Origin of the sequence: uncultured Arthrobacter sp. (assembly GCF_902805515.1) — a bacterium.
In the GTDB taxonomy this organism is placed as follows: domain Bacteria; phylum Actinomycetota; class Actinomycetes; order Actinomycetales; family Micrococcaceae; genus Arthrobacter_D.
In genome coordinates this window covers 30856-56806 of sequence record NZ_CADCTE010000016.1, presented here as the reverse complement: position 1 = coordinate 56806, position 25951 = coordinate 30856, and the positions used below count along the sequence as shown (strand labels likewise).

Below are 25951 nucleotides of genomic sequence, written 5' to 3'. Positions count from 1 at the left end.
CGAAACCGTCGCGGCCGGCCCGGCACAGGAGCCCGGCCCGGCACAGGAGCCCGGCTGGGCCGGGAGGGCGGGAGGCCGGGGGATGGCAACATCGTCGTCTTCATTCACCCCGTACTTAATCACCCGGTCCTTATTCACCGTCGTCTTTATGTGACCCGGGTCCTTCGTCGCCATGGCCCTCGTTGTCCACCGGATCTCCCTTGTCCACCCGGATTCACTTACACGTTGGGCGCCCGTCTCCGGCCGGCCACCTGGAGCCGGAAGAGTCCCGTGGGTCAGCTGTTACGGCTGATGACCACGAGAACCGGCTTGTCGACCAAGGAGATTGCCTGTGACGCATTCCACCGCAAAAGTAAGCACACCCCGGCGGAAGGAACCCCTTCGGGCCCTCCTCACCGGCGTGATGACCCTGGCGACCCTCGCCGCAGGTGTCAGCGGAGCCGCCGCCGAACCCGCCAAGGAGGGCAGGACCACCGTGATCGCCCACCGCGGGGCCTCAGCGGACGCCCCGGAGAACACGCTTCCCGCCGTCGACCTCGGGGCGGCGGTGAAGGCCGACTTCGTCGAGATCGATGTCCAGCGCACCCTTGACGGCGAACTCGTCGTCATCCACGACACCACGCTCGGCCGCACCACGGACGTGGAAACCAAATTCGCCGGCCGGGCTCCCTACCGCGTCGCTGACTTCACCTATGCGGAAATTTCGACGCTCGATGCGGGGTCCTGGTTCGGTCCGGGGTTCGCAGGGACCCAGGTTCCGACCCTCCAGCAGGTCCTCGATACCCTGCACGGCAGGGCGGGGTTGCTGCTCGAGGTCAAGAGTCCCGAGCTCTACCCGGGCATCGGCGCCGACATCGCAGCCGAGCTGGACTCGGAGGGGTGGCTGAACGCCGACGCGCGGGCCGGACGCCTGGTCGTCCAGTCATTCAACTGGGACTTCATGAGGGAGTTCAATGCCCTTGCGCCCGAGGTCCCGGCCGGGCTGCTGGGTGGTCCGCCCGCACCGGCCGAATACGCTGAGCTGTCCACGTGGGCCGATCAGATCAACCCCAGCCACACCCGGGTCACCAGCGGGTTCGTGGACCTGGTCCACCAGTACGGGATGGAAACCTGGCCGTACACCGTCGATGACCCGCAGCGCATGCGCGCCCTGACTGCCCTCGGGGTCGACGGCATCATCACGAACAAGCCGGCCCTGCTCAGTGACCTGCTGAAGGCGGACGCCGCGGCCACCCGATAGGCGGCCGGCCCCCGATAGGCGGCGGCCACCGGTACGGGGATCCGACCGCCCCGTACCGGTGGTTCCTCCACCGGATGTGCCGCTGTGCTGCCTGACCGACCCGGCGGGTGCTGCCTTCACCACCGCGGTCCGGGAGACTATCATCCGGGGAAGACGCCGGATTGAGGAGGCATCATCAATGAGGACTGCTGCCGACTTCGAAGGCGCACTCCGTGCGCTCGCCACCGAGGACCAGCGGGCCAAATATGAACGGTTCTTCCCCGGGGACGACTCCTTCATCGGCGTGAGGATGGGAGACGTCTTCAACCTGGCCAAGACCGCCCTTGACCTGTCCGCGGACGAGCTCGAGGCACTGCTCGAGAGCCCCACCCACGAAGTGCGCGTGGGCGCCTGCTCGATCATGGGTAAGGCGGCCACGGCCAGGAAGATCCGGCCCGGGCGCCACCTTGAGTTGTATGAGCTGTATCTGCGGCGGCACGACCGCATCGACACCTGGGACCTTGTGGACCTGGCCGCCCACCAGGTGCTCGGCACGTGGCTTCTCGACAAGCCCCGGACTCCGCTCGACCGGCTGGCCGAATCCGTCTTCTGGCCCGAACGGCGCAGCGCCATCGTCGCGACTGCCGCGTTCTTGAAGCGGAAGGAAGTTGATGACACCCTGAGGATCGCTGCAGCGCTCGCCGGAGATCCCGAAGAGCTCGTGCAGAAGGGGGTCGGCTGGATGCTCCGTTATGTCGGAGACATCGACCGGACAAGGCTGCTGGCCCACCTCGACCGGTACGCGGACTCGATGTCGCGCTCAGGAGTCCGGGCGGCCATCGAGAAGCTCGATACACCAACCCGCGGCTCCTACCTCCGCTCCCGCTGACGCGGCAGGCGCCCTTCGGGAAGCAGCGCGTCCGCCCGGGAAGGCCGCGCCAACCCGGCTCCTACCCGCCCCAGCCCGATGCGCCCAGCACGCCCAGGGCCTGCAGCTCCGGGTTATCGATCCTGAGCAGCGATGCCCCGATACCGCCCACCGCATACAGCGAGACCGGCACCAGCAGGCACCACTCCCGAAGGGATCCCGCGTTGCCCAGGATGGGCACGGCGAAATGGCCGTTCCGCTTCCACATCCAGCCCACCACCGGCAGTGACGCCACGACCCGCGGCGGTCGAATCCGAAGCGGGTAGAGGAGGTTGCAGCCCCCTGTCGTCATCATGTCGCCGACGATGTGCACGACGACGCCGAGCCCGACGGCGATCGGAAACCAGAACTGCTCCTCGGGTGCGAAGGCGGTGACGAAGGCACCGGCGGCCAGGCCCACCGCCCAGGGGAACTTGCGCATGGTATCCGGGATGATCTTCAGCGCCTTGGCGGCGAAGGAGACAAGCAGGACGGTCAGCACGCCCGCTCCGGGATAGACGGTCCCATACGCTGCGGTTTCCGCGGTCCACATGCCTGCCAGCAAGGCCACGCCCACGAAAGCCAGGACGCCGAGCAGGGAGTGGGTGCCGCGGCGGTGCCCGCCGGCGATCCTCCCGATGCCGGTGCAGACGAAGTTCGACACCGGGGGCAGTGAGTTGGCGATCGTCGCGCTGCGGTGGTCCGCGTCCGGGAGCAGTGCGGCCCCGGCGGTCACCAGGGCGCCCGTCACGACGCCGATGGGGCTGACGTCGAACAGGCCGAACCCGAGGCTGAGGGATCCGGGCGGAACCGGAAGCGGCCCGGCCACCTCGATCCGGGTGGTGACAGCGACCCAGGCGGCTGCGCCGCAGGCTGCGTGGTGGGCTCCCATCATGGTGAGCGGTCCCTTTCTGGAGAAACTTCGCCGTGCCGCAGATCTGCGGGCCGGGCGATTGAGCCTCACCATCGTTGCCGCTGCCACTGTCATTGTGCCCGGCATGGCCATTGCCGGTCGAAGAGCGGGCTGGCATTCTTGAGGGAACCGCGGCCGCCAGCAGCACACGGGAGGAACCGAGGATGCCGCTCTATCTGTCGAAATTCAACTACACCCCCGAATCCTGGGCCCGGCTCATCGGCAACCCGGAGGACCGGCGGGAGGCCGCCCGGACCTACATCGAATCGGTTGGAGGAAGCCTCCACGGCTTCTGGTACGCCTTCGGATCGCACGACGGCTACACCCTCTGGGAGGCACCGGACAATGTGTCGATGGCAGCGGTTGCCATGGCCCTCAGCGGAGGCGGCGCCCTCAGTTCACTGGACACGACAGTGCTTCTGACGGTCGACGAAACCCTCACCGCCCTGCGCAGGGCCGGCGAGGTCCGATACCGCCCGCCCGGCGCCTGAACTCCTGGGAACGCCCTCTGGAACGCACGCCCGGAAGTGAAGGGCCAGCGACGCATTGATCGAACTGCACACGGACCAGGAAACCGCCGAAATGGCCGCCGCCGGGGAATTCGTCTCTTCCGGGACGGGGACCTGCTGAGCCTCGACTTCGCGGCCAACGCAAACGGGTGGGTCGCTGACTCCGCCGTCAGCATGGTGGTCGGCACGGCCGACGCCGGTGACCTTGAGCTGATCGAGGTCACCGAGCGCGCGCTGGAGGCCGGGATCGCCGCCGCCGTCCCCGGTAATAAGACCGGGGACATCTCCTACGCGATCGGGAGCATCGCGCGGGAGGCGGGCCTGACGGTCAATCTTGAGTTCGGCGGGCACGGTGTCGGACGGACGATGCACGGCGACCCGCACATCCCCAACGCGGGCCGGCCTGGCCGGGGCTTCCCGCTCAAGCCGGGCCTGGTGCTGGCCATCGAACCCTGGTTCATGCGCGGAACGGACAGGCTCCGCGTCGACCCCGATGGGTGGACGCTGCGCAGCGCCGATGGAAGCCGCGGCGCCCACTCGGAGCACACGATCGCCGTCACCAGCGACCAGCCCATCGTGCTCACCCGGAACCGAGCCACCGGTGGGCAGGCAGCCTGAGACGCAGAGCTACCGCTCCTGCAGCACCGACAGCACGTTTCCCGACGGGTCCTTGAACCAGGCGATGAAGGGGCCGCCCTCCCGCATGACACCGGCGTCGTCCTGGGTCATGCCGTCGTAACGTTCGAAGCGCACACCCCGTTCGGTGAGGGCGCCGACGGCGGCGTCGATGTCGTCCACTTCAAAATTCAGGACCGTGTAGCTCGCCGGAGTCGAGTCGGGTTGCTCGTACACGAGGGTGTCCCGTCCTCCGGCGAGGTGAAGCCACATCAGGCCGTTCTCCTCCGACGTCCTGAGCCCGAGGGTGTCACCGTAGAACCGCCTGGCATCCTCAAGGCTGCGGACCGCCAGGCCGCTGAAGGCCTTGGTATCAGCGAACATGGTTCATCTCCTCCTCATCTGGGCCGCTGCACCGCGGCCGGTAGCCCCAGAATGGCACTGTGCGCGCCCGTGCAACAGGGGATACCGCGCAGCCTTCGGACCACCGCGGCCCGCACGGGGACGGCGTCCGCCAAAATTCTGGCCGTTGCTTGTTGCCAAGGAGCCGCCAAGGGAGTGAAGTAGGTCCCATATTCAAGCCGGAGTCCGGCCGCTGGACGGTGTCGGAACCGCGCACCCGCTAGGGAGGTCACCATGAGCACGACTTCTGAACCAGTAACCGAGCCGGCCCGCGAGGGGGAGGAACCGGCGCTTAAGCGGGTCCTCGGGCCAAAACTCCTGCTCCTGTTCATCGTCGGGGACATTCTGGGTGCCGGCGTCTATGCCGTGACCGGCACCATGGCCGGGACGGTCGGCGGCATCGTGTGGCTCCCGTTCCTCCTGGCCTTCGTCGTCGCGACGATGACCGCGTTCTCCTACCTCGAGCTGGTCACGCAGTACCCCCAGGCGGCGGGGGCGGCGCTCTACTGCCACAAGGCATTCGGGATCCATTTCATCACCTTCCTCGTCGCTTTCGCCGTCGTCTGTTCCGGCATCACCAGCGCCTCGACCTCCGCGAACGTCCTCGCCCAGAACTTCTTTGGCGGGCTCGAGATCAACGGGTGGATGGACGTGCCGGGTCAAGGCGTCATCACGGCGGTCGCCATCGGCTTCATGCTGCTGCTCGCGCTGATCAACCTGCGCGGGGTGGGGGAGAGCGTCAAGTTCAATGTGGTGCTCACCGTGGTGGAGATGACCGCCCTGTGCATCGTGATCGGGGTCGGCTTCTTCGTCATCGCCCAGGGCGGAGGGAACCTCGAACAGATCACCGTTTTCAATGACTACGAGGACAAGGGCCTGTTCCTTGCGGTCACGGCAGCCACCTCCATCGCCTTCTTCGCGATGGTCGGCTTCGAGGATTCGGTGAACATGGTCGAGGAGGTCAAGAATCCGGAGCGGATCTTCCCGCGGACCATGCTGACCGGCCTGGGCATCGCGGTGATCCTCTACATGCTGGTGGCGGTCTCCGTCGTGACGGTGCTTACCCCCACGGAGCTCGAGGGGATCCGGGAGGCCGAAGGCGCCGCGCTTCTCGAGGTGGTGGAGAAAGGCTCCCCGGACTTCCCGATCGACAACATCTTCCCGTTCCTTGCCGTCTTCGCCGTGGCGAACACCGCCCTGATCAATATGCTGATGGCCAGCCGGCTCATCTACGGCATGGCCCGCCAGAACGTCCTGCCGCGGCCCCTGGGCAAGGTGCTCCCGGGACGCCGCACCCCGTGGGCCGGCATCTTGTTCTCCACGGTTCTCGCCCTGGGGCTGATCCTGTACGTCACCAGCGACCCGGACAGCAACGTCGTCGCGAACCTCTCCGGAACCACCGCGTTCCTGCTGCTGTGCGTCTTCACCGTCGTGAACGTGGCCTGCGTGATCCTGCGGCGCAAGCGGGACCCCAACCGCAAGGTGTTCTTCACCTCGCCGGGCCCGCTGCCTCTGATTGCTGCAGTGCTGTGTGCCTTCCTCGCCGGACCCTGGGTCGGCCGTGACGTGATCCAGTACCAGATCGCCGGCGGATTGCTGGCGATCGGCGTGGTGCTGTGGGCTATCACCTGGTTCGTCAACAAGAGGACGAACGCCGCCGTGGACCGGCAGGAGTAACCTTCCGCACGGACCTGCAGACCGTAGACCCGGCAAGCGTCTGATTTGACTCTCGATCGGACAGAATGCAGGGTTTTAGGTCTGTCATGTTCGTCACAAATCGCGCAGGCGGCGAGTGCCCGGCACCACCCGCCTGCTGAAGGAAACCTCTCCATGCCCGAACCCACAGCCAACGCTGCGCCCGTATCCGCGCCTGCCACCGCAGGCTCAAGCAGCAACCAACCCCACCTCTCGCGGGCCCTGAGCAACCGCCACATCCAGCTGCTCGCCATCGGCGGGGCGATCGGCACCGGTCTCTTCATGGGATCAGGAAAGACCATCTCCCTCGCCGGTCCCTCGATCATCTTCGTCTACATGATCATCGGCTTCATGCTGTTCTTCGTCATGCGCGCCATGGGCGAGATCCTGCTGTCCAACCTCAGCTACAAGTCCTTCAGCGACTTCGCCGGCGACCTGCTCGGCCCCTGGGCCGGGTTCTTCACCGGCTGGTCCTACTGGTTCTTCTGGGTGGTCACCGGCGTCGCCGACATTGTGGCAATCGCCAGCTACGTCGATGTGCTTGCCCCCGGAACGCCGCTGTGGATTCCCGCACTGATCACCCCGGTGGTCCTGGTGCTCCTGAACCTTCCGACGGTGAAGGCCTTCGGCGAGGCGGAATTCTGGTTCGCCATCATCAAGGTCGTCGCGATCGTGGCACTCATCGTCACCGGTGCAATCATGATCCTCACCAACTTCACCTCGCCCAGCGGCCAGGAGGCCAGCCTGGCCAACATCTGGAACGACGGCGGCATGTTCCCGCACGGGATCTTCGGCTTCGTCCTCGGTTTCCAGATCGCCATCTTCGCCTTCGCGGGCATTGAACTCGTCGGCACCGCGGCCGCCGAAACGAAGAACCCAGAGAAGAACCTGCCCCGGGCGATCAACTCCATTCCGGTCCGCGTGCTCCTGTTCTACGTGGGAGCGCTCGTGGTCATCATGGCCGTCAACCCGTGGCGCAACATCGACCCGGCCACCAGCCCGTTCATCGGCATGTTCTCCCTCGCCGGCCTCGGCATTGCGGCAGTGGTGATCAACCTCGTGGTCCTGACCTCCGCCGCCTCCAGCGCCAACTCCGGAATCTACTCCACGTCGCGCATGGTCTACGGGCTCGCCCAGGACGGCAACGCGCCGAAGGCCTTCGGCCGGCTCAGCCCGCGCAAGGTCCCGCAGAACGCGCTGCTGTTCTCCTGCATCTTCCTCCTGGCCGGACTCGTCCTGCTCTACTCAGGCGATTCGGTGATTGAGGCGTTCACCGTCGTCACCTCGGTGGCCTCGGTGCTGACCATGTTTGTCTGGTCGATGATCCTCATCAGCTACATCGTGTTCCGCCGCCGCCGCGCCGCGCTGCACGAAGCATCGGCCTTCAAGATGCCCGGATCGGCGTTCATGCCCTACGTGGTGCTGGCATTCTTCGGCTTCATGCTCGTCGCCCTGGCCCAGGCGGCCGACACGCGGCTGGCCCTCGTCGTCGCGCCCGTCTGGTTCCTGATCCTCGGTGTCGCCTGGTACTTCAACCGGCAGACCCCGGTGCAGCAGGCACGGATCGAGGAGCACAAGGCAGTACGGGCCGCCGAGCTCGAAGGCCTCTCCCGCTAGGCCCCCAGGCGCCCGCGCCGGTCACCGGCAAGGCACCGCGCACACGAAGGACCGCTCCGGCTCTGGGGCGGTCCTTCGTCGTTTCCGGCAGCCGGCGGGGTGCCACTGTTGAACCCCGAACGGGCCTAGACGACGAGGAACACCGCCAGCGCCGCCATGAGAACGGCGATCGCCCCGTCCAGGACGCGCCAGGCGCTGCGGCGGCGGAAGACGGGTGCGAGGAACCGGGCGCCCACGCCGAGGGCCGAGAACCACACGATGCTGCCCAGGCCCGCACCCGCGGCGAACCACCACCGTCCGTCGGCGCCGTGGGAGCTCGCCAACGACCCGAGAAGAAGCACCGTATCCAGATAGACGTGCGGGTTAAGCCAGGTGAGCGCCAGGCACGTTCCCAGGGCGGCCTTCCAGGTGCGTTTCTCCTGCGCGCCGGCGACGTCGAGATGCTCCCCGCGGATGGCCCGGACGGCGGCAAGGACCGCGTAGCCAAGCAGGAATGCCGCACCGGCCCACCGGACGACCTCGAGAAGCAGCGGGGCCCGCTCGATGGCCACGCCGAGCCCGCCCACGCCCAGCACGATGAGGACCAGATCCGACAGGGCGCAGACGGCGACCACCAGCGCGACATGGGAGCGTTGGAGCCCCTGCCGCAGGACGAAGGCGTTCTGGGCGCCGATGGCAATGATGAGGGACAGGCCGGCGGTCAGGCCGGCCGCAACAGGAAGGATCACCCTTCTACGGTAGGCACCGCTCGAAGATTAGAACAGCTCATCTTTCTAAAGGATGATAAGAAGAGCTAATGAAGGAAATCGACCCGCATCAGGCGCGCACGCTGGCCGCCATTATCTCGACCGGCAGCTTCGAGGGGGCCGCGGCCGCCCTGTCCGTGACGGCGTCTGCGGTGAGTCAGCGCATCCGGGCCCTCGAAACCGCCATCGGGCGGCCGGTGCTCCGGCGGACCCGTCCCGTCGAACTGACCGACGCCGGCCAGGCCGTGGTGCGCTTTGCCCGGCAGCTCGAACTGCTCTCCGCCGATGTCCTCACCGAGCTGGGATCAGACGACACGGCCACGGGCCGCGGGCTCACGATCGTCATCAACGCCGATTCCCTCAACACCTGGGCTCTGCCTGCCCTGGCGCCACTGGCCCGGACCCTGCAGCTTGAGGTGCTCCGGGAGGACCAGGAACACTCGCTCGAGCTGCTGCGCAACGGTGCAGCCGCTGCCGCCATCACCTCCACCGGCGTCCCGATCCAAGGCTGCTCCGCCCGGCCGCTGGGCGTGATGCGCTACCTCCCGGTGTGCACCGCGGAGTTCCGGCAGGAGTGGTTCGCGGACGGAGTGACTTCCGGGGCACTCACCCGCGCCCCGGTGGTCGTCTTCGACCGGAAGGACGATCTGCAGGACCAGTACCTGCGGGGCCGGGGCATTCAGCCCGGGAGCACGCCCCGCCACTACATTCCGGCTGCCCATGAATTCGGGGAGGCCATCGCCCTGGGCATGGGGTGGGGGCTGCTTCCGGAACTGGAGCTGGCCCGCGATCCCCGCCGGCGGGCCCTTGCCGCCTTCGACGGCGGGGCATTCGTCGACGTTCCCCTGCATTGGCAGCAGTGGCGTCACGGCTCGGCGGCGCTCGATGAGGTGGCTGCGGCCATCCGCGGCGCGGCAGCGGTCCTCCGCTAAGGGGGACGGCCGGGGAGGGCTGAAGATTCCTGCGTCCACCCGCTTGTGCGAGCACGCACCCGCAGTGCGCCGTGGTGCGGGCGGTGCTTGGGATCTCCCGGGGGGCGGCGGAGGATGGATCGGAGACCACAAAGTCTGGACACCGAAAGCTGGTGCAGGCAGGCTGGGCCACGCAGCCGGGACGACCTGGACCACCGAGGCCCGGACCACCGGAGCCCGGACAACAGACGAGAGGGAGCAGCAGATGGCGCGCATCACCGTACTTGGGGGAACCGGCTATACAGGAAGCGCCGTCGCCGGGGAGGCGCAGCGGCGCGGCCACGACGTCGTCGTAGTGAGCCGGAACCGGCCGGCGGACCCGCTTCCGGGGGTCACTTATACTCCTGGATCGGTGCTTAACCCGGATTTCCTCGAAACGGTCGTGGCCGGAAGTGATGTCGTCTTCGAGAGCGTGGCCCCCCGCGGAGAGATGGCGGGCCAGGAGGAAGGTCTGGTGGAGGGCCTGATCGCACTGACCGCCGGAACCGGGATCCGCCTCGGCGTCATGGGAGGCGCTTCCTCGCTCCTTGTCGCACCGGAGGGGCCCCGGCTCTACGACGTCAGCACGGTGCCCGAGCCCGTGCGCCTGGAGGTGGAGACCGGCATCGCGCTCCTTGAGATGCTCAAGAATTCGCCGGAAAACGTCGACTGGTTCTACGTCAGTCCTCCGGTGAGCTTCGGCGCCTGGGCCCCCGCGGAGGAAAAGGGCAGCTACCGTCTCAGTGACGACGTCCTGCTCGCCGACGCGGAGGGGAAATCGACAATCTCCGCGGCCGACCTCGCCCTGGCGGTCCTCGACGAGATCGAGGAGCCCCGGTACCGCCGCCGCCGCTTCCACGCCGCCCACTGATCCGGCGGCCCCCCGGGGCGGGCGCCGCCCGGGCCAGCCGGACCGCCCCAGGACCACCCCGTCAGGCGGTATCGACTAGGTGCCGCTGGGCCAGGTTTCCAACTCGCCGGAGCGGTCCGCTCCCGTCTTGGAGGGTTCCTGCAGCGGTGCCAGCGCCGTCGTCTCATCGAGCCACAGGAAGGCGTCATACCGTCGGTTGAGCACGGTCGGCACGTAGTTTCCCCACCGCTCCGCATGGGGGTGGTAGACCACACCGATGGCTCGGTGGCCCCTGAAGTCCGCGGCCCATTCGGCTTCCCCGCCATCGAAAACGAAAAGGGCCGAACTGCCTGCCCCCAGGACATTGTGGAGGAGGCGTTCGACGCTTCCCTTCCGCGCCGCCGGCAGAGTCATTGATCGGACGGGTGCGCCCCACCGTGAGGCGGCGAGCACGTGTCCGGAGTGGGTGCCGAAACCGACGAGCACCACGTCCTCCGGGGCATGGGCCTCGCGGACCAGCTGGCCGACGTTGACCATGCCTGCGTCGGCCATGTCCGTCCAGCGGGCATCACCGATGTGGGTGTTGTGCTCCCACACGATGGCCCTGGCATCGGGGCCGTGATGCTTCATCAGTTCCTCGAGCGTCTCCACCATGTGCCGGTCCCGCACGTTCCAGGAATCGGGTCCGCCCTTCACCATCACCCGGTAGTAGGCCTCCGCCCCCGCTGCGGACCGGGCGTTCTGTTCGGCATTGAAGCGGCTGGACCGGTCGCCTCCGCCGTCGTCGGCGATGGAGGAACGGAGTTCAGCCAGCAGTCTCAGGACCTCGGGCTCGCACCCATCGGGAACCCATTGCGCGGCGCGGGCATAGGACTGGGGATCTTCGGCGTAGGGCTCAAGGCAGCGGAAGGCCTCATGTGCGGCCCCGACGTGCTGCGGGTGGTGCTCCTCAAGGTATTCAAGGGCCGCCCGAAGCGACTCCCACAGGCTGTAGACATCGAGACCGTAGAAACCGACCCGCCGGTCCGGCTCACGGGCGGCATTTCCATTCCGCAGCCACCGGGCGAAGTCCGCCACCTCGTCATTGGCCCACATCCAGGTCGGCCAGCGGTCGAAGCCCCTCAGGGCCTCACGCGGATCCTCCGGCGCCTCCTGCGCGCAGGTCACAGAGCGCTGGACGGCGTAACAGTCCGGCCAGTCGCCCTCCACTGCGACGAAGGAGAATCCCTTTTCCTCGATCAGGCGCCGGGAGAGCGCCGCCCGCCAGGCATAAAACTCGTGGGTGCCGTGCGACGCTTCACCAATAAGGACGTACCGGGCATCGCCGATGCGCTCCAGCAGCGGGTCAAGGTCGGTCTCCGAGGACAGCGGCCGCGCCGCTGCCCGGATCGATGCTGCCTCTTCATCCATGGATCTCACCTTCCCGGTAAGGGCTCTTCAAGGGTGTGCCCGGGGCTCCGACGCTACCGACCCTAGCCCTCGCGCCCACCACGTGTGCCCTTGTTTTTCCCTTGCACACCGGCTGGAGAGGGCCTAACCCGAGGGCCCCCAACTACGCGATGCGGAGCACAGGAATCCGACCACCTGCCCGCGCACGCAGTTTCCGAAATCTGCTGGCAGCGCAGGGCGCCGATGGCTACCGTGGTGGCCACGGGCGGCCGGATCCGCCGGCCACACCCCGGACTTCCGCAGAAGGAGCAGACCCATGAGCACCATTGCCGCAATGCTTGAGACGTACCCCAAGGACCTGGGAGGTATCGACCGGGACCGGCTCATCGAATGCATCACTGCGTGCTTCGAATGCGCCCAGACCTGTACCGCGTGTGCCGACGCGTGCCTGAGCGAGGACTCCGTGGCGCACCTCACCAAGTGCATCCGCACGGACCTCGACTGCGCCGATATCTGTGCAGCCACCGGCAAGGTGCTGTCCCGCCACACCGCCTACGACGCCAACCTCACCCGGGCGGTACTGGCCGCCTGCGAGGCGGCCTGCCGCACGTGCGCCGACGAATGCGAAACCCACGCCTCGATGCACGAACACTGCAGGATCTGCGCCGAGGCCTGCCGACGGTGCGAGAACGCCTGCCGGGAACTGGCCGCAGCCCTTGGCTGACCCGCTCAGGCGAAGCCGAAGATGGGCGGGAAGGCCAGGACCACGACGGCCGCCCACAGCGCATACACCGGCAGATATCGGGTCTGCCAGCGCTCCAGGGCGGTGAACGGGCGGCGTCCGCGCAGGAATCCGACCGTCAGCCACCCGGTCCGGGCAAGCTGGATCAGCAGCAGCAGGTTCAGCCCGAGCGCCGCGATCTTATTGGGACTGAAGCCGAACTCCGCAATGCGCGTCAGCATCGCCGTCAGCATCACGGCGTCGACGGCGAGGGCTGCGGCGACAAGCACCAGCTGCAGCACGTCGAACACGCCGGGGGGCGCCAGCGAGTTACGGGCCGAGATCGCGTAGAGCAGCAGGCAGAGCACCAGCACGAGGATCGCATCCATGAGGATCAGCAGCCCGCGGTCGACTTCCGCGAGTCCGCCGACGGCGGCGAGCACGGCCAGCACCGCCAGCAGCATGGCGATTGTCAGGGGGGTGAAGACCCGGGTGAGGACCGGGGCGATGTTCTCCACGACGTTCTGCTTGGCCTCAACGAGCCAGGCCGCCACGACAAGCGCCCCGGGCACGGCGAACGGCAGAATCCAGTTCTCGAGGACCGGTTCAAGGTCGGCGCCAACCAGCTGCAGGACGGCGAAGGTGAGCCCGGTCAGGACGGCCCCGCCGAGGGCCAGCAGGGTGAAGTAGATGACGAGCTCGCCGGTGAACCGGGCGAAGTCCATACGCCGGCCATCCGAGCGCCACCTGCCGCCGACGTAGGCGATTCCGGCCAGCAGCCACAGCACCACCGGGGCGTGGAGCACGGCCAGCATTTCGGTTGAGCCACCGGAGGCGAACGGGTAGGCGTTGAGGACGACGGCCAGGACGGCGAAGGGGACGAGGATGCCCACCACCACCCGGGCGTTCAGCCGCCGCTTCCACGCGAAGTATCCGGTGAGGAACGGCAGGACGAGCAGCCCGAGGTTGCGGGCCAGCACTCCGCCACCCTCGATCCACGTGAGGCCGGCCTTGACGGCGAGGCCGGCGCCGACGGCGAGCGCGAGCACGATGGCCAGTTCGCGCCACGGCGGTGCCCCGGCGTCCGCCGGATCCTCGGGCATCAGGACGAGCTGCTTCCACAGCCGGTCGGAGTGTTCCCGGGCGAATTCGCGGGAGACGGCATCGAGGTTTCCCAGGCGCTTGATGGCCACCAGGAAGGCCTCCTCGTCGTCCAGTCCGGTGGCCTGCCGGTCGGCAACCTGTTCCCTCAGGTGGTCCTCCAGCTCATCGACGTCGGCGGGGGAGATGGCCTGGCGCCGCTGGACGTAGCCGCGCCACCTGTCGATCTGGGCCTCAAGTTCCGCGTGCTCCATCACGCCCACCCCTGCACGACGGCGGGCGGGCGTTGCGCGGTGTGCCAGACCTGGCGAAGGGCCTCCGCCACGACCGTCCACTGCTCCTGCCGGTCGGCGAACGCCTCCCGGCCCGCGGGGGTGATGGCGTAGTGCTTGCGGCGGCGTCCGGCCTCCGAGGTGCCCCATGAGGATGAGACGTAGCCGAGGCGTTCCAGCCGGTGCAGCAGGGGATAGAGCATCCCGTCGGTCCACTGCATGCCCCCGCCGGACAGCTCGCCCACGCGTTTCAGGATCGCGTACCCGTACAGGTCGCCGTCCGACAGAATCCCCAGCACCAGTGGGGTTGCCGAAGCGGCGACCAGGTCCTTGTCGATGCGCACTGCGCCTCCATACCTAGAAGTAAAGGGTATCGAACCATAGCAGTGCTAGGTATGACAAGTTCCGGGAGCCGCTCCTAGCCCCCAGCACCGTCCGGAGGCAGCGCCTCGACGACGGCGCCTTCCTGCGGCAGGCCGGCATCGCGGATCCGGGAGGAGCCCGGTCCGCGGGGCCATTCCCGGAAGCGGGCGAAGGCCATCGGAAGACCGCGGGCGGTGGAGGCGTCCGGGCCGTCCATCACCTGGAGGTGGAGGTGCGGCTGGGTCGAGTTGCCCGAGTTCCCGCAGGCGGCGAGGTGCTGACCGGCGGAGACCTCCTCGCCGGGGGCCACGTCGATGGATCCGGCCCGCAGATGCGCCAGGGCGACGAAGGCCGGCGCGTGCCCCAGGCGGATCACGACGTGGTTGCCCGCCACCGGGGCCACGCCCTGGCGCAGGCGCGCAGGCTGGCCCAGCGCATAGGGCAGGAGTGCAAGCTGCGAGCGCCGGGCGGCGTGGTCCGGTTCGCCGTCGTGGACTCCGACGACGACGCCACCGGCAGGGGCGAGCACCGGCTGGCCCCAGGCGACGAACCGGTCGGGGGGTTCGGTGGCGGCGAAGGTCCGCCAGTCGCTGGAGAATGCAGTCCGGTGGCGGGAGTCGACGCCGACGAAGTCGATGGCGTACCGCCCGCCCAGCAGGTCCGTACCGTGGCTGGGCACCCGCCGTGCGGGACTGTTTTGTGCCAGCCACCTTCCGTCAAAGGGCAGGCGGAGCAGTACCGGCTCACCCTGGCCGCCCGGCGGATTCCGCTCCATGGACGGCAGTCTATGTCCACCGTGCCGCCGACGCCCGTCCTGATCCGGCGCGACCTTCCCGGCTGCCGGTCTCAGCTCCCGCCGGAGCCCTCCGTGACGGGGGAGTAGGCGCTGCCGGTCCGGGTCCTTTCAAGGAGTTCGGCATCCACCAGGTAGCGGCGCAGCGTGACGTGGTCGGAGGTGTACCCCTCAAGGCGCTCGTTGACCTCCCTCTCTGACAGCTCCTCCCCGGGAGTGAACGCCTTCCCGGCGATCCACCGCAGCAGGTCGTGGCGCTGGCGCTTGTTCGCCGGGTACTGGTCGATCCTGCCGGCCACGAGGAAACGCTCGATGCCCTCCCTGCGTGCGGTGCCTCCGGAGGCCTCGAGGAGCGCCCGGAAGATCGAGGGGTTGGGGGACCAGCCGTCCTCCCGGACCGCAAGACCGGCGGCAGCGAGCTGGTCCAGCGCCTTGGTGCGCTTCGCCCCGGGCACCGCAATGCCCCTTCGGCGAGCGTCCTCAAGCACCAGTTCGGCAAACACAATGCGGACTTTTTCATTGGCCAGGGCGGCCAGGACCTGTTGCCAGCTGTTCACTGTGGATGACCCGTTCCTGGAGTGATCTTCCCGCCCGGCGGTCCGGTGCGGCATCGCCGGGCGGTTCCCGGCGCGGTGCGTCCCGTTAAATGTCCGGCGGCCCGGGAGGAAAGTAAAGCGGCACGCCGCACGTAGGGACTCCTGCCATTGCCCGCGCCGTGCGGCAAGGGAAATCGCGTCCGCCCGGCGCCCGGACCTGCGGGCTGCGGCGTGCGAGGCTGGGAAAGGGCCGGCCCCGGTGGGAGGCCGGGGTGAGCTGCCGGGCGGCGCGGGATCGACGCAGGCCCCGGAGGGAGGACAGAGGATTGCCAACCGATGCCAAAGAGCGCCTGCCGCTGCGCCGGGACCGTTCGATGTGGGCGGGAGTGATGATCGGGGTGGGGGTGATGGCCGCCGTGGACGAAATCGTCTTTCACCAGCTGCTGGCCTGGCATCACTTCTACGACCGGGCCGGAGGCACAGTCGGCCTGGTGTCGGACGGGGTGCTGCACGCCCTTGAACTGTTCCTGCTCATCGCCGGATTCTTTCTGCTGGCCTCCACACTCCGCCGTGGAACGGCGTCGGCCGGCGCCGCCCTGGCCGGGCTGTTCCTTGGCGCCGGCGGGTTTCAGCTGTTCGATGGGCTCATCAACCACAAGGTGCTCCGGTTTCATCAGATCCGGTATGGCGTGGACGTGCTTCCCTACGACCTGGTCTGGAACGCGGCGGCCCTGGCCCTGCTGCTGTTCGGCGCCGTCCTTGCCGGAGTCATTGCCCGCCGGCGCCGGAGGACCGGAAGCGGCACGAGGGCGGCCCGGCCCGATGCATGAGCACTCCGGCGCGGGTCCCGGCTTCCTGCTGCTTGGAGCCCTCCCGTTCCTGGCCGCGCTGGCGCTCTATCTGGCAGCGGCCGCCGGAGCCCGGCGCGCGGGACGGCCCTGGCCGGTGTACCGCAGCGTGCTCTGGTCGGTGGGGGTAGGCGCGGCCGCCCTCGGTTTCCTCAACCCGGCCGCAGGTCCGACCACAGGGAGCTTTCCGGCCCATATGGGCTCCCATCTTCTGGTGGGCATGGCAGCCCCGCTCCTGCTGGTTCTGGCCGCACCGGTCACGCTGGCCCTGCGGGCGCTCGCCGTCGGGCGCGCCCGCCGGCTGTCCGGCCTCCTCAGATCTCCGCCCCTGCGCGTACTTGCCCATCCGGTTTCGGCCGGCGTCCTGAACACCGGCGGGCTCTGGCTTCTGTACACCACGCCGGCTGCGGCTCTCCTCGGCTCCGGGGCCGGGCATGCGGCGGTTCAGCTTCATTTCCTCCTGGCGGGGTGCCTTTTCACCAACGCGCTCATCGGCGTCGACCCGAACCCGCACCGGGCCGGGTTCCCCCTGCGGACGGCGGTGCTCCTCGCCGCGCTCGCCGGGCACGGCGTCCTCGCGAAATACCTCTACGCGTATCCACCGCCGGGGGTTCCCACAAGCCAGGCCGAAACCGGGGCCTACCTGATGTACTACGGCGGCGCACTGGTCGAGGCGGCACTGATTACCGTGTTCTGCGCCCAGGAGTATGTCCGCAAGCACCGTGACGGGCTCGGGACTGCCGGCGGTCCGGTCAGCTCCAGGGTGTCCGGCGGCGCGGCTGCGGCACGCCGTCCAGCAGCAGATCTACCCGTTCTTCGAAGAAGCAGACGAGCCCCTGAAGATCAGCGGTTTCGATGAACGGCTCGGCATAGGTCCAGGCGAGGTCGGGGTAGGTCCGTTCGGGCAGCTCGGCGTTCAAGTAGCGGGCCCGGCCCTTGTACGGGCAGATCGAGCGGGTGTCACTGGGGACAAGCGGCACCCGGACGGCGTCTGCCGGGAAGTAGTAGCGGGCAGCATCGTCTCGAACACCAGCATCGGGCGCTTCGTCGAGGCGAGCGTGTGCCCGTCGAGCCGCAGTTCGACCTCAAGGGAACTGCGGCGCCGGTCGACCCGCCAGTAGGGATCCCGCGGATGCCCGATGATCTCCTCATCCTCTTCAAGCCACGCGTCGAGCGAGTCGAAGGAAAAGAGAACGTAATCCCGCAGGTCCGCATCGTCCGGGCGGAATGCCTCGGCGGCTGCGGCGCTTCCGGGCATCCGCCCCGTCAGCGGAACGCCGGCACCGGCGTGGACCCGGAACGGGACGGTGGGACTCAGCACCGGAGCGCTCGTGGCGACGTCGGGAAGTTCAATCTTCGCCTCGGGGCCCGACACAGCCGGAGCGGGGGCCTCCGGCACCAGCTCGCAGGCAACATCCCCCACCGGGACTGCATAGGTGGGAAGGACACGCCGTGGTTCCCAGACGAGCAACGCCTTCCGGCTGTCGAAGAGGGTCTGGCCATCGAGCATCCCCCGGATGCGCTTGGCGGTCGGTTCATACCGCAGCTCGCCCAAGTGCCGGCCCAGCAGGTCCCGAACGCGTACGCCCATCCTCTTTCGCCACCCTCCGCGATGATGGTTTCGAGCCCGGGATACCGGAGACCGGACCGCAAACCAAGCCTACGCCGGTTCCTCCCGGTGCGCCCCGATGGGGCGTTCGCTTCCCGGCGGGCTCAGGGGCACGCGCCGGAAGCGAGGGTGATCCCGAAGTCGTACGTCAGCGTGTAGCTGCGGAATCCGGTGGAGTAGGTAATCCGGGCACCTTCGGTGACGCCGCCGCCCCCGCCGGCGCCGTCGGTGACCGCCAGGATGAGGTTCCCGGTGGCCCCGGCAGGAATTTCGCTGCCCACGGCCGGCTCGGCCGCGGCCCACCACCGGCGATGCTGATCATCGCGTGGAACTGTCGACCCGGCACCGAAGGTGGCACCAGCGCCCTCCGGCACCATCAGCAGGTGTGCCTCGACGAGGTCGAGGCCCTGCGGCTCCTGCAGTTCGACCTTCTCCAGCGTCACGGGGTGCCGCGAACTGTTGACCAGGAAAATCTGGCCCGCCGCCGCAGAGCCCTGGTCCGGCTTCGGCATGCAAACGCCTGCACCCGAGTTATGGGTCCTTCCCAGCGGTCCGGGATCAAGCAGCAAGGCGGCGGTCAGTCCCGCAGCGGCAAGCCCCACTGCCGGGAGGACCCGTCGGAACAGGGCTTTTCGGGACAGGGCCTTTCGGAAGGGCGGAGGAGGGGGCGCCGGTGCAGCGCCCGAGGCCCCGCCAGCCGTTGGAGCCGTGCCTGTCCCGTGCCCTGCGCTCATGGCTTCCCCTCGTGCCCGGATGAGTCGGCGGTACGCGCCGGACGGCCACCGGACCGCCCGGTGTGCCGAAGCATAACGGCACGGGCGCCGAAAGCCTACGGCCCGGGCCGTCGGCCACGAGCTCCCGCCGTGGGGAGCGGGTATCGTGTGGCGGGTGGAGATGCCAATCCGTCCAGTCCTCCCCGCAGGGACCGCCTCCGGCAGCCGGCCGGGCGGCGCAGGCGCGGGGGCACCGCCGGCGTCCGATGGCCGCCGGATGCTCCTGGCCCGCCGGATCCGTTTCCTGGTGGCGGCCACCATCACCTACAACGCGATTGAAGCGGTGGTGGCGCTCGGCGCCGGGACCGTCGCCTCCTCCGGAGCGCTGCTGGCGTTTGGGCTCGACTCGGTGGTCGAGGTGCTCTCCGCAGCGGCCGTAGCCTGGCAGTTCGCCGGACCCGACCCCGACGCCCGCGAACCGAAGGCGCTGCGGTTCATCGCGTTCTCCTTCTTCGCATTGGCCGCCTTCGTCACGGTTGACGCGGTGCGCGCGTTCGCCGGCGGCAGCGAAGCCCAGCACTCACCGGTCGGCATCACCCTGGCCGTGGCGAGCCTCGTCGTGATGCCGTTCCTGTCCCTGGCGCAGCGCCGGGCCGGACGCGAGCTCGGGTCCCGCTCCGCCGTGGCGGACTCGAAACAGACCCTGCTGTGCACCTACCTTTCCGCGGTCCTGCTTGGAGGCCTGCTGCTCAACTCCACGCTGGGTTGGTCCTGGGCCGATCCGGTCGCCGCGCTGATCATCGCCGCGGTTGCAGTTAGAGAGGGCCGGGAGGCGTGGAAGGGGGACACCTGCTGCGCGGCCCCGATGGCATCGGCGGCGGCACCGGCGGCGGCACCGGTGGCGGAACCGGCGGCCCCCACGGCCGGCGGCCCGCGGGAGGGGCCGGTCCCGGCAGCCACCGACGCCCCGTCGTGCTCCTGCTGCCCCGACGAGCGGGCGGAACCCTCCACATGAACGCCATCGGTCCCGGTTCGTCCGGAGTCTGGTGTTTCCGCGATGACGTGGACACCGTCCTCGCGCTGGCCCGGTCTGGTTTCGACTGGGTGGCCCTCGACGCCCAGCACGGCAGGTTCGACCGGCGCTCGCTGATCGCCAACGGGCGCGCCCTGACCGCTGTCGGTCTCGCTTTCGCGGTCCGCACCGCGGGCCCCGACCCGGCCGGCATCGGTCTTGCCCTCGATGCCGGCGCCTCCACAGTGATCGTTCCCCAGGTCGACACCTCCGACGAGGCACGCCGGGTCGTGGACGCGGGCAGGTATCCGCCAGGGGGCTCCCGCAGCTGGGGGCCGCTGGCACCGCTGTGGGGCCACGAGGCAATACCGCCTGCTGCGGCTGCTCCCCAGCTCGGCGTCATGATCGAATCCGCAGCGGCGCTGGAAAACGTCCGTGTGATCGCCGAGGTGCCCGGCGTCGACCTCCTGTTCGTCGGGCCGTTCGACCTTGCCCTGTCCCTGGGCACCACCGTTGACGCCCTGCTGGCCGAAGAGGACGGGCCCCTGGCCGAAATCGCCGCCGCGTCGTCCGCGGCCGGGAAGGCGGCAGGCATCTTCGCCGGCGATCCGGAGCGCGCCCGTATCCTGCGCGCCCGCGGTTTCGACCGGATAGTGGTCGCGACGGACTCCGGCGTCATCGCGGCAGGGGCACGCGCGATCCTCGGCGGCCCCTGACCGGACAACCCTGACCCGACCACTCTGGCTGGACCGTTCTGGCCGGACCGGCTTGGCTGGACCGGCTTGACCGGACCGCACTGACCGGATCACACCTCGGCAGCGGGCCCGGATCCCACTGCGGCAGCGGGCCCGGATCTCAGCAGGGGGCCCGGAGCGCAGGGGCACGTTCTCAACCGGAGGGTACGCCCTCAACCGGTGCTCGCCGCACTGCCACTGGCCGAAGCCATGTGGCTGGCGAATGGCACCCTCAGGTGCAGTAGAACCAGCCGGGCGGCCGCCACCCGGAGGGGACCTCATGTCCGCGGGCCGTCCCGCAGCGCGTACACGTGTAGAAGGCCTGTGCCGGCTCGGTGCCTCCGTCCGTCGCCTTTGCGGCCGGCAGATAGGAGGAATAGGTCAGGAAGTTATCCGTGCCGCACTGTGGGCAGGACGGAACCCACGCCTGCGGCGTCGGGCTTTGTCGGGTTGGGCTTTGTTGGGTGGGGCTTTGTTGAGTTGGCGCGGGCCGGGTACGGGGCGCGGTGAGTGCGCCGTTGGAGGAGGGCATGGAAGCGGCGTCCGATCCTATGGTTTTCGGTTCTGCGGATCCGGGAAGCCAGGACCCGCACTGGAGTGTCGACCAGCGGTCCGGTATGAGACCGGACCGGTCCCCTGGATCAGTATCGCCTTCCCGGGCGACAATCAGGAGGGCCATTGGTCCCGATTCGCCGTCTTCCGGATGGTGCCGCCTGACACCAGTTTGAGGGGATCGGTGACCTTAGGCCCTAGGCGGTGATGCGCGACAGAGTCACCCTGTGAGGACGGGCCACCGAGGACGGAAAGTCCGCTGCGGAAGGAGCAGTCATGGAGCGTGGGGTTCGGGGACGTGTTGTGGTGGGCCTTGATGGCTCCGCCCAGTCAGTGAAAGCGTTGCGTCTTGCCGCGCGGATCGCTCCCGCCCTGGACGCCGACATTACGACCGTGGGCGCCTGGGAGTACCCGGAAGAGTACGCCGGCTACGTCCCGCTGGGCAGCGACAACTTCGCCGAAGTGACGAAAAAACGGATGGACGACGCCATCGCCGAGGCCTTCGGAGAGGAGGTCCCCGCTCAGCTTGAGCGGAAGGTGGTGTTCGGGCGGCCGTCGAAGGTCCTGGTGCGGGAGGGCAGGGATGCCGACCTGCTGATCGTCGGGCGCCGTGGACACGGCGGCTTCCGGGGCCTTCTTCTGGGCTCGGTCAGCGCCGCCTGTGTCTCGCATGCGGCGTGTCCGGTGCTGGTTGTCCACGAAGAATCCGAGTAACGCTCCCGCCCCGGCGGCCGGGGAGGCCTCGCTGAGGTCCGTGGCCGGCAGCCCGGGGGCGCCCTACAGTTCGTCGAAGGGGTTGGGGAAGGCCGCGGTCGGGGCGCCGGTGATGGCCTGGCGGTTGGAGGAGGGCAGGTGGCCATTCTCGTCGCGCACCCCGTAGGCCGCGGCCGCCTCTGCAGCGACCAGGGCAAGGCCGCTGAGGCGCAGGATGTGCGGGTCGGCGGCCAGCGCGGCAACGGTCCGCCCGACGAACAGCGGAGTCTCCCGGTTGGTCTCGTGCTCGAAGTACTGAAGGTTGGCGACCACGCTCTCGGTGAGGACCAGCCCCGGATAGAGGGCGATCGAGGCGACGCCGTGATCACGAAGGTCGACGGCCATGTCGGCGGCCAGGCGGTCGATCGCCGCGTGGGCGACGCCGTAGGGAACCGGAGGGACGAAGACCTGCCCTGCGAAGGAGGAAAGGGTGACGATCAGGCCCCTCCCGGCGCGCACCATCAGCGCCGCGGCGAGGGACGAGGCGGCGTAGTGGGCCCGCAGGCCCGCCCGGTGCATCGAATCCCAGAGGCCGAGCGGCTGTTCCCAGAACGGGCCTGGATTGAACTCGCTGCCGTCGGTGAACCGCTCGTACCCGCCCCAGGCGGTGTTGGCGAGGACGTCAAGCCGGCCCTGCTCCGACTCGATGCGGGCGAACGCCTCAGAAAGCTGGTCGGCGTCGGTGACATCCAGGCGCAGCGGGATGCCGGTGCCACCGGCCTCGGTGACGAGCCGGGCCGTTTCGGCAATGGTCCCGGGCATCCGCGAGGGCGCGGTTCCCTCCTCGGTGGTGCGCCCGCCGACGTAGACGGTGGCACCGGCCTCACCGAAGGCGCGGGCGATGCCGCGCCCCACGCCGCGGCTGGCCCCAGTGACGAAGACGATCTGCCGGTCGGTGCTGATCATGGGGCTCCCTCGTCGGTGGTGCTGGCTACCGCACCAGCATGGCGCACCTCCCTCCGGCGGCCAACCCGCCCGGGTCAGGGCCCGGTGTTGGGGGCGGTCCCGGCCACCGGTGTGCCGCCGGAGAGGACGGTGGCGAGGTCGAAGCGCACGGGTTCCTCAAGCTGGCCGAAGGTGCAGGAGGCCGGATCCCGGTCCGGGCGCCAGCGGTTGAACTGGGCGGTGTGGCGGAACCGCGCGCCCTCCATGTGGTCGTAACGGACCTCGAGGACCCGCTCGGGGCGCAGGGGAGTGAAGGACAGGTCCCGGCCGGCGGCCCAGCGGCTGCCTTCGGCGTTGAAAGGAGTTCGGATTCCGTCGTCCTCCCGGGCGGCGGCCCAGGGATGCTCCTCCGGCGAGGTGACCAGGGGCTGAAGTTCCCGGAACAGCTCACGGCGGCGTGCGGCCGTGAAGGCGCCGACCACCCCAACGGCCATCAGGTCACCCTCGTCGGTGTAGAGCCCCAGAAGCAGGGAACCGATGCCTTCGGCGTCGGCCTTGTGGGTGCGGTAGCCGGCCACCACGCAGTCGGCGGTGCGCTCGTGCTTGACCTTGAACATCGAACGCTTGTTCGGCTCGTAGGGCCCGTCGAGCGGCTTGGCGACGACCCCGTCCAGGCCGGCACCCTCGAACTGGGCGAACCACTCCGCGGCCACGGCGGAGTCGGTGGAGGCGGGCGTGAGGTGCACCGGCGGACGGGCGGCGGCAAGGTGCTTCTCGAGCAGCGCCCGGCGTTCCCGGAAGGGCCTGCCCGTGAGGTCCTCGTCATCGAGGGCGAGCAGGTCGAACGCGACGAAGTGGGCGGGGGTCTCGCCGGAAAGCAGGGCGACGCGGCTTGCCGCGGGATGGATGCGCTGCTGGAGCGCTTCGAAGTCGAGCCGCGCCCCGCGAACGACGATCAGTTCACCGTCGAGGACGCAGCGCGCCGGGAGGCTGGCCCGGACCGCCTCGACCACCTCGGGGAAGTACCGGGTCATCGGGTTGCCGTTGCGGGAGCCGATCTCAACCTCGTCTCCGTCGCGGAAGACGATGGAGCGGAACCCGTCCCACTTCGGCTCGTACAACAGCCCGCCCTCGGGGATTCGAGCAACCGACTTGGCGAGCATCGGGGTCACGGGCGGCATCACGGGTAGCTGCATGCTGATCGTTCTCCTCGGAAGACGGTGGCGGGGCTGGGGTTCAGCGGTTGGGGTCAGGGGCTCAGGTCCGGAGCCCGGAAGGTGTCGCAGGCGTTGATGTCACCGGTGCGGTAGCCCTCGAGGAACCAGGCCTGGCGCTGCTCACTGGAGCCGTGCGTCCACACCTCGGGGTTGACCTGGCCGGTCGCGGCCTCCTGGATCCGGTCATCGCCAACGGCCGATGCCGCCGACAGTGCATCGCGCAGGTCCTCGGTGGTGAATTCCCGCAGGAACGGTTCGCCCGTCTCCGGGTCGGGGGTGCTGGAGGCGTGTGCGGCCCGCAGCCCCGCGTAGCAGTCGGCCTGCAGTTCGACCCGGACGGCGTCGGACTCCGGCCCCTGGGGGTCCTGCCGGCCGGCCTCGAGGGTGTTGGTGAGGTTCTGGAGGTGGTGCCCGAACTCGTGGGCGATCACATACTCCTGCGCCAGGGGCCCGCCGGAGGATCCGAACCGGGTGACGAGGTCGTCGAAGAACGCGGTGTCGTAGTAGGTCTGCTGGTCCACGGGGCAGTAGAAGGGCCCGACGGCGCTGGTGGCGCCGCCGCACCCGGTGTCCGTCTGACCGCTGAACAGGGCCACCCCGGGTGCGCTGTACTCGACGCCGTACTGGTCCAGGTAGGGCAGCCAGAAACTGTCGAGGCTTTCAGCGGTGGCGAGGATGCGGCAGTCGAGGCGTTCATTGGCGTCGGCACCGGTCTGGCACGAGGTGATCGTCTCCGGCGCGCCGGCGCCGCTGCCCTGGCCGGTCCCGTCGTCGAGGCCGAGCTGGCCCCCCACCTCGGGTCCGAACAGGAGGGAGAGGATCAGGACCAGCCCGCCGCCGAGGCCGCCGGCCACGGCCAGGCCGCGGCCGCGGCCGCGCCGGTCGCTGACGCGCGAAGGGTCGAGGCGGACGTTGTCGTTGAAACTCATGGAACCAACCATAAGCCAACTGATGATTCTATGGACGGAGTTGTGCGGCGGCCGCGCCGCAGGGAAACGGCATTGTGCCAGTGCAGCTCCGTTGCACCAAGGGAAATTTAGCTTCGGTCCGACGGCTTGCGGCCCAGCGGGCGCCACGGACAATAAGGGTTACCGCCCTGCGGTCTCCCGGCTCGAGGGAGCCCTGCGTGCGCCGCCGACCCGAAGGAGATCCCCGTGAACCTGCTGCACTCGATGGTCGAAGCCCTTGAGAAGTTCAAGCCCCTCGATACCGTCGCAGCGCCGGTCGCCTCGGCCGTTGAGAAGACCCTGAGGCCGCGCCTCCTGCGCAACGCCCTGAGCGGCACCGCCCTGGGGCACCGGCTGCACCCGGTGCTGACCGACATCCCCACCGGGGCCTGGACCATGGCGACGCTGCTCGACCTGGTGGGCGGCCGGGACTCGGAGCACTCTGCGGACCTCCTCGTGGGGGTGGGTATCGCCTCAGCCGTGCCGACGGCGCTCACCGGAGCAAACGACTGGGCGGACACCGTTGGCAAGGACAGTCGAGTGGGGCTGGTCCACGCTATCGGGAACAGCACCGCCCTGACCCTCTACAGCCTCTCGGCCGTGGCCCGGCGCCGGGGCAGCCGCACCGCCGGCACCCTGCTGGGTGTCGGCGGGTGCGGGGCCCTGTTGTTCAGCGCCTACCTGGGCGGACACCTGAGCTATGCGCGCGGCGTGAACGTCAACCGCACCGCCTGGCGGGAAGGCCCGGAGGCGTGGACGCCTGTGCTGACCGACGGGGAGCTGGCCGACGGCGAGCGCCGGGTGGTGGAGGCCGACGGCGTCTCGATCCTGCTGTACCGCGACGGCGGAACCGTCCGCGCCATGGACAGCGTGTGCAGCCACCTTGGCGGACCGCTCGAGGAGGGCGAGATCGCCGATGGCTGCGTCACCTGTCCCTGGCACGGCAGTACCTTTCGGTTCGACGACGGAACCGTGGTCCGCGGCCCGGCGAGCAACCCGCAGCCCGTGTACGAGGCGCGGGTCGACGACGGCATGATCACCGTCCGCCGGGCCGCTGCGGAGGAGAGCATCAGCTCCTCCTAG

General features: G+C 69.1%; 29 protein-coding genes. 15 read left to right on the top strand and 14 right to left on the bottom strand.

All coding sequences use genetic code 11. From position 1 onward, the window contains the following. Positions 1–331 precede the first annotated feature (331 nt). Together QZX79_RS01965 and QZX79_RS01960 are read left to right on the top strand one after the other, a co-directional pair. A complete protein-coding gene (locus QZX79_RS01965) occupies positions 332–1240 on the top strand; it encodes a glycerophosphodiester phosphodiesterase family protein (RefSeq protein ID WP_294563894.1) in 909 nt (302 codons plus the stop codon). Positions 1241–1418: 178 nt separating this feature from the next. Continuing rightward, on the top strand, positions 1419–2108 hold the full coding sequence (locus QZX79_RS01960) for a DNA alkylation repair protein (protein WP_294563891.1): 690 nt from the start codon (positions 1419–1421) through the stop codon (positions 2106–2108). 61 nt (positions 2109–2169) lie between these two features. Here QZX79_RS01960 and QZX79_RS01955 read toward each other — a convergent pair whose 3' ends face one another. Then, the gene (locus tag QZX79_RS01955; RefSeq protein ID WP_294563889.1) at positions 2170–3021 is read right to left on the bottom strand and encodes a metal-dependent hydrolase; all 852 of its coding nucleotides are present in this window, start codon (positions 3019–3021) and stop codon (positions 2170–2172) included. A 182-nt stretch (positions 3022–3203) separates the two neighbouring features. Here QZX79_RS01955 and QZX79_RS01950 point away from each other — a divergent pair, with 182 nt between their 5' ends. Both QZX79_RS01950 and QZX79_RS01945 read left to right on the top strand, forming a co-directional pair. Next, positions 3204–3530 carry a GYD domain-containing protein gene (locus tag QZX79_RS01950; RefSeq protein WP_294563886.1) on the top strand — a complete coding sequence of 109 codons (327 nt, stop codon included), beginning with the start codon at positions 3204–3206 and terminating at the stop codon, positions 3528–3530. Positions 3531–3584: 54 nt separating this feature from the next. Beyond that, positions 3585–4166: a M24 family metallopeptidase gene (locus QZX79_RS01945; protein ID WP_294563899.1), complete on the top strand. Its 582-nt coding sequence runs from the start codon at positions 3585–3587 to the stop codon at positions 4164–4166. Between the two features lie 9 nt (positions 4167–4175). Here QZX79_RS01945 and QZX79_RS01940 read toward each other — a convergent pair whose 3' ends face one another. Further along, on the bottom strand, positions 4176–4547 hold the full coding sequence (locus tag QZX79_RS01940) for a VOC family protein (RefSeq protein ID WP_294563884.1): 372 nt from the start codon (positions 4545–4547) through the stop codon (positions 4176–4178). A gap of 252 nt (positions 4548–4799) precedes the next feature. On the opposite strand from QZX79_RS01940, the gene QZX79_RS01935 reads away from it, so the two are divergent. Beyond that, the gene (locus tag QZX79_RS01935) at positions 4800–6242 is read left to right on the top strand and encodes an APC family permease (RefSeq protein ID WP_294563882.1); all 1443 of its coding nucleotides are present in this window, start codon (positions 4800–4802) and stop codon (positions 6240–6242) included. 153 nt (positions 6243–6395) lie between these two features. After that, on the top strand, positions 6396–7877 hold the full coding sequence (gene cycA, locus QZX79_RS01930) for a D-serine/D-alanine/glycine transporter (RefSeq protein WP_294563880.1): 1482 nt from the start codon (positions 6396–6398) through the stop codon (positions 7875–7877). A gap of 125 nt (positions 7878–8002) precedes the next feature. On the opposite strand, the gene QZX79_RS01925 is transcribed toward cycA, so the two are convergent. Beyond that, on the bottom strand, positions 8003–8605 hold the full coding sequence (locus QZX79_RS01925; RefSeq protein WP_294563878.1) for a LysE/ArgO family amino acid transporter: 603 nt from the start codon (positions 8603–8605) through the stop codon (positions 8003–8005). Positions 8606–8673: 68 nt separating this feature from the next. On the opposite strand from QZX79_RS01925, the gene QZX79_RS01920 reads away from it, so the two are divergent. Beyond that, on the top strand, positions 8674–9555 hold the full coding sequence (locus tag QZX79_RS01920; protein WP_294563875.1) for a LysR family transcriptional regulator ArgP: 882 nt from the start codon (positions 8674–8676) through the stop codon (positions 9553–9555). Between the two features lie 244 nt (positions 9556–9799). Continuing rightward, positions 9800–10444 carry an NAD(P)-dependent oxidoreductase gene (locus tag QZX79_RS01915; RefSeq protein ID WP_294563873.1) on the top strand — a complete coding sequence of 215 codons (645 nt, stop codon included), beginning with the start codon at positions 9800–9802 and terminating at the stop codon, positions 10442–10444. A 75-nt stretch (positions 10445–10519) separates the two neighbouring features. On the opposite strand, the gene QZX79_RS01910 is transcribed toward QZX79_RS01915, so the two are convergent. Further along, on the bottom strand, positions 10520–11833 hold the full coding sequence (locus QZX79_RS01910) for an erythromycin esterase family protein (protein ID WP_294563870.1): 1314 nt from the start codon (positions 11831–11833) through the stop codon (positions 10520–10522). A gap of 295 nt (positions 11834–12128) precedes the next feature. Between QZX79_RS01910 and QZX79_RS01905 the strand changes: the two genes are divergently transcribed. Further along, positions 12129–12536 (top strand): four-helix bundle copper-binding protein, encoded by a 408-nt coding sequence (locus QZX79_RS01905; RefSeq protein WP_294563867.1) that lies wholly within the window; start codon positions 12129–12131, stop codon positions 12534–12536. 5 nt (positions 12537–12541) lie between these two features. Here the strand turns inward: QZX79_RS01905 and QZX79_RS01900 are convergent, their stop codons facing one another. The 4 genes from QZX79_RS01900 to QZX79_RS01885 all read right to left on the bottom strand — a co-directional run bounded on the left by QZX79_RS01900 (position 12542) and on the right by QZX79_RS01885 (position 15619). Then, a complete protein-coding gene (locus QZX79_RS01900; protein WP_366484658.1) occupies positions 12542–13888 on the bottom strand; it encodes a permease prefix domain 1-containing protein in 1347 nt (448 codons plus the stop codon). Further along, the gene (locus QZX79_RS01895; RefSeq protein ID WP_294563862.1) at positions 13888–14250 is read right to left on the bottom strand and encodes a PadR family transcriptional regulator; all 363 of its coding nucleotides are present in this window, start codon (positions 14248–14250) and stop codon (positions 13888–13890) included. Before QZX79_RS01895 ends, QZX79_RS01900 begins: the two co-directional genes overlap by 1 nt. A 74-nt stretch (positions 14251–14324) precedes the next feature. Then, the gene (locus QZX79_RS01890) at positions 14325–15044 is read right to left on the bottom strand and encodes a M23 family metallopeptidase (protein ID WP_294563859.1); all 720 of its coding nucleotides are present in this window, start codon (positions 15042–15044) and stop codon (positions 14325–14327) included. Between the two features lie 71 nt (positions 15045–15115). Continuing rightward, the gene (locus QZX79_RS01885) at positions 15116–15619 is read right to left on the bottom strand and encodes a DUF2087 domain-containing protein (protein ID WP_294563850.1); all 504 of its coding nucleotides are present in this window, start codon (positions 15617–15619) and stop codon (positions 15116–15118) included. 305 nt (positions 15620–15924) lie between these two features. On the opposite strand from QZX79_RS01885, the gene QZX79_RS01880 reads away from it, so the two are divergent. Continuing rightward, complete coding sequence (locus QZX79_RS01880; protein WP_294563847.1) at positions 15925–16428, top strand: DUF2243 domain-containing protein; 504 nt, start codon at positions 15925–15927, stop codon at positions 16426–16428. Then, positions 16421–17305: a cytochrome c oxidase assembly protein gene (locus tag QZX79_RS01875; RefSeq protein ID WP_294563844.1), complete on the top strand. Its 885-nt coding sequence runs from the start codon at positions 16421–16423 to the stop codon at positions 17303–17305. Before QZX79_RS01880 ends, QZX79_RS01875 begins: the two co-directional genes overlap by 8 nt. Here QZX79_RS01875 and QZX79_RS18530 read toward each other — a convergent pair. The 3 genes from QZX79_RS18530 to QZX79_RS01865 form a co-directional block, all read right to left on the bottom strand. Continuing rightward, complete coding sequence (locus QZX79_RS18530; RefSeq protein ID WP_366484655.1) at positions 17199–17426, bottom strand: DUF427 domain-containing protein; 228 nt, start codon at positions 17424–17426, stop codon at positions 17199–17201. The two genes, QZX79_RS01875 and QZX79_RS18530, sit on opposite strands and share 107 nt — an antisense overlap. Beyond that, positions 17363–18037 (bottom strand): hypothetical protein, encoded by a 675-nt coding sequence (locus tag QZX79_RS01870; RefSeq protein ID WP_294563841.1) that lies wholly within the window; start codon positions 18035–18037, stop codon positions 17363–17365. Before QZX79_RS01870 ends, QZX79_RS18530 begins: the two co-directional genes overlap by 64 nt. Positions 18038–18159: 122 nt before the next feature. Then, positions 18160–18567 carry a hypothetical protein gene (locus QZX79_RS01865; RefSeq protein WP_294563838.1) on the bottom strand — a complete coding sequence of 136 codons (408 nt, stop codon included), beginning with the start codon at positions 18565–18567 and terminating at the stop codon, positions 18160–18162. A 478-nt stretch (positions 18568–19045) separates the two neighbouring features. Here QZX79_RS01865 and QZX79_RS01860 point away from each other — a divergent pair, with 478 nt between their 5' ends. The 3 genes from QZX79_RS01860 to QZX79_RS01850 all read left to right on the top strand — a co-directional run bounded on the left by QZX79_RS01860 (position 19046) and on the right by QZX79_RS01850 (position 21780). Next, positions 19046–19783 carry a cation transporter gene (locus tag QZX79_RS01860; RefSeq protein WP_294563896.1) on the top strand — a complete coding sequence of 246 codons (738 nt, stop codon included), beginning with the start codon at positions 19046–19048 and terminating at the stop codon, positions 19781–19783. Next, a complete protein-coding gene (locus QZX79_RS01855) occupies positions 19780–20496 on the top strand; it encodes an HpcH/HpaI aldolase/citrate lyase family protein (protein WP_294563835.1) in 717 nt (238 codons plus the stop codon). Before QZX79_RS01860 ends, QZX79_RS01855 begins: the two co-directional genes overlap by 4 nt. Before the next feature lie 846 nt (positions 20497–21342). Continuing rightward, positions 21343–21780 (top strand): universal stress protein, encoded by a 438-nt coding sequence (locus tag QZX79_RS01850; protein WP_294563833.1) that lies wholly within the window; start codon positions 21343–21345, stop codon positions 21778–21780. Between the two features lie 63 nt (positions 21781–21843). Here QZX79_RS01850 and QZX79_RS01845 read toward each other — a convergent pair whose 3' ends face one another. The 3 genes from QZX79_RS01845 to QZX79_RS01835 all read right to left on the bottom strand — a co-directional run bounded on the left by QZX79_RS01845 (position 21844) and on the right by QZX79_RS01835 (position 24850). Continuing rightward, positions 21844–22725 carry an SDR family NAD(P)-dependent oxidoreductase gene (locus QZX79_RS01845; RefSeq protein WP_294563830.1) on the bottom strand — a complete coding sequence of 294 codons (882 nt, stop codon included), beginning with the start codon at positions 22723–22725 and terminating at the stop codon, positions 21844–21846. A 74-nt stretch (positions 22726–22799) separates the two neighbouring features. Continuing rightward, a complete protein-coding gene (locus tag QZX79_RS01840) occupies positions 22800–23900 on the bottom strand; it encodes an ATP-dependent DNA ligase (protein ID WP_294563826.1) in 1101 nt (366 codons plus the stop codon). 53 nt (positions 23901–23953) lie between these two features. Further along, entirely contained in the window at positions 23954–24850 is an 897-nt protein-coding gene (locus QZX79_RS01835) for a neutral zinc metallopeptidase (RefSeq protein ID WP_294563824.1), read from the bottom strand. A gap of 225 nt (positions 24851–25075) precedes the next feature. On the opposite strand from QZX79_RS01835, the gene QZX79_RS01830 reads away from it, so the two are divergent. Then, entirely contained in the window at positions 25076–25951 is an 876-nt protein-coding gene (locus QZX79_RS01830) for a Rieske (2Fe-2S) protein (RefSeq protein ID WP_120169099.1), read from the top strand.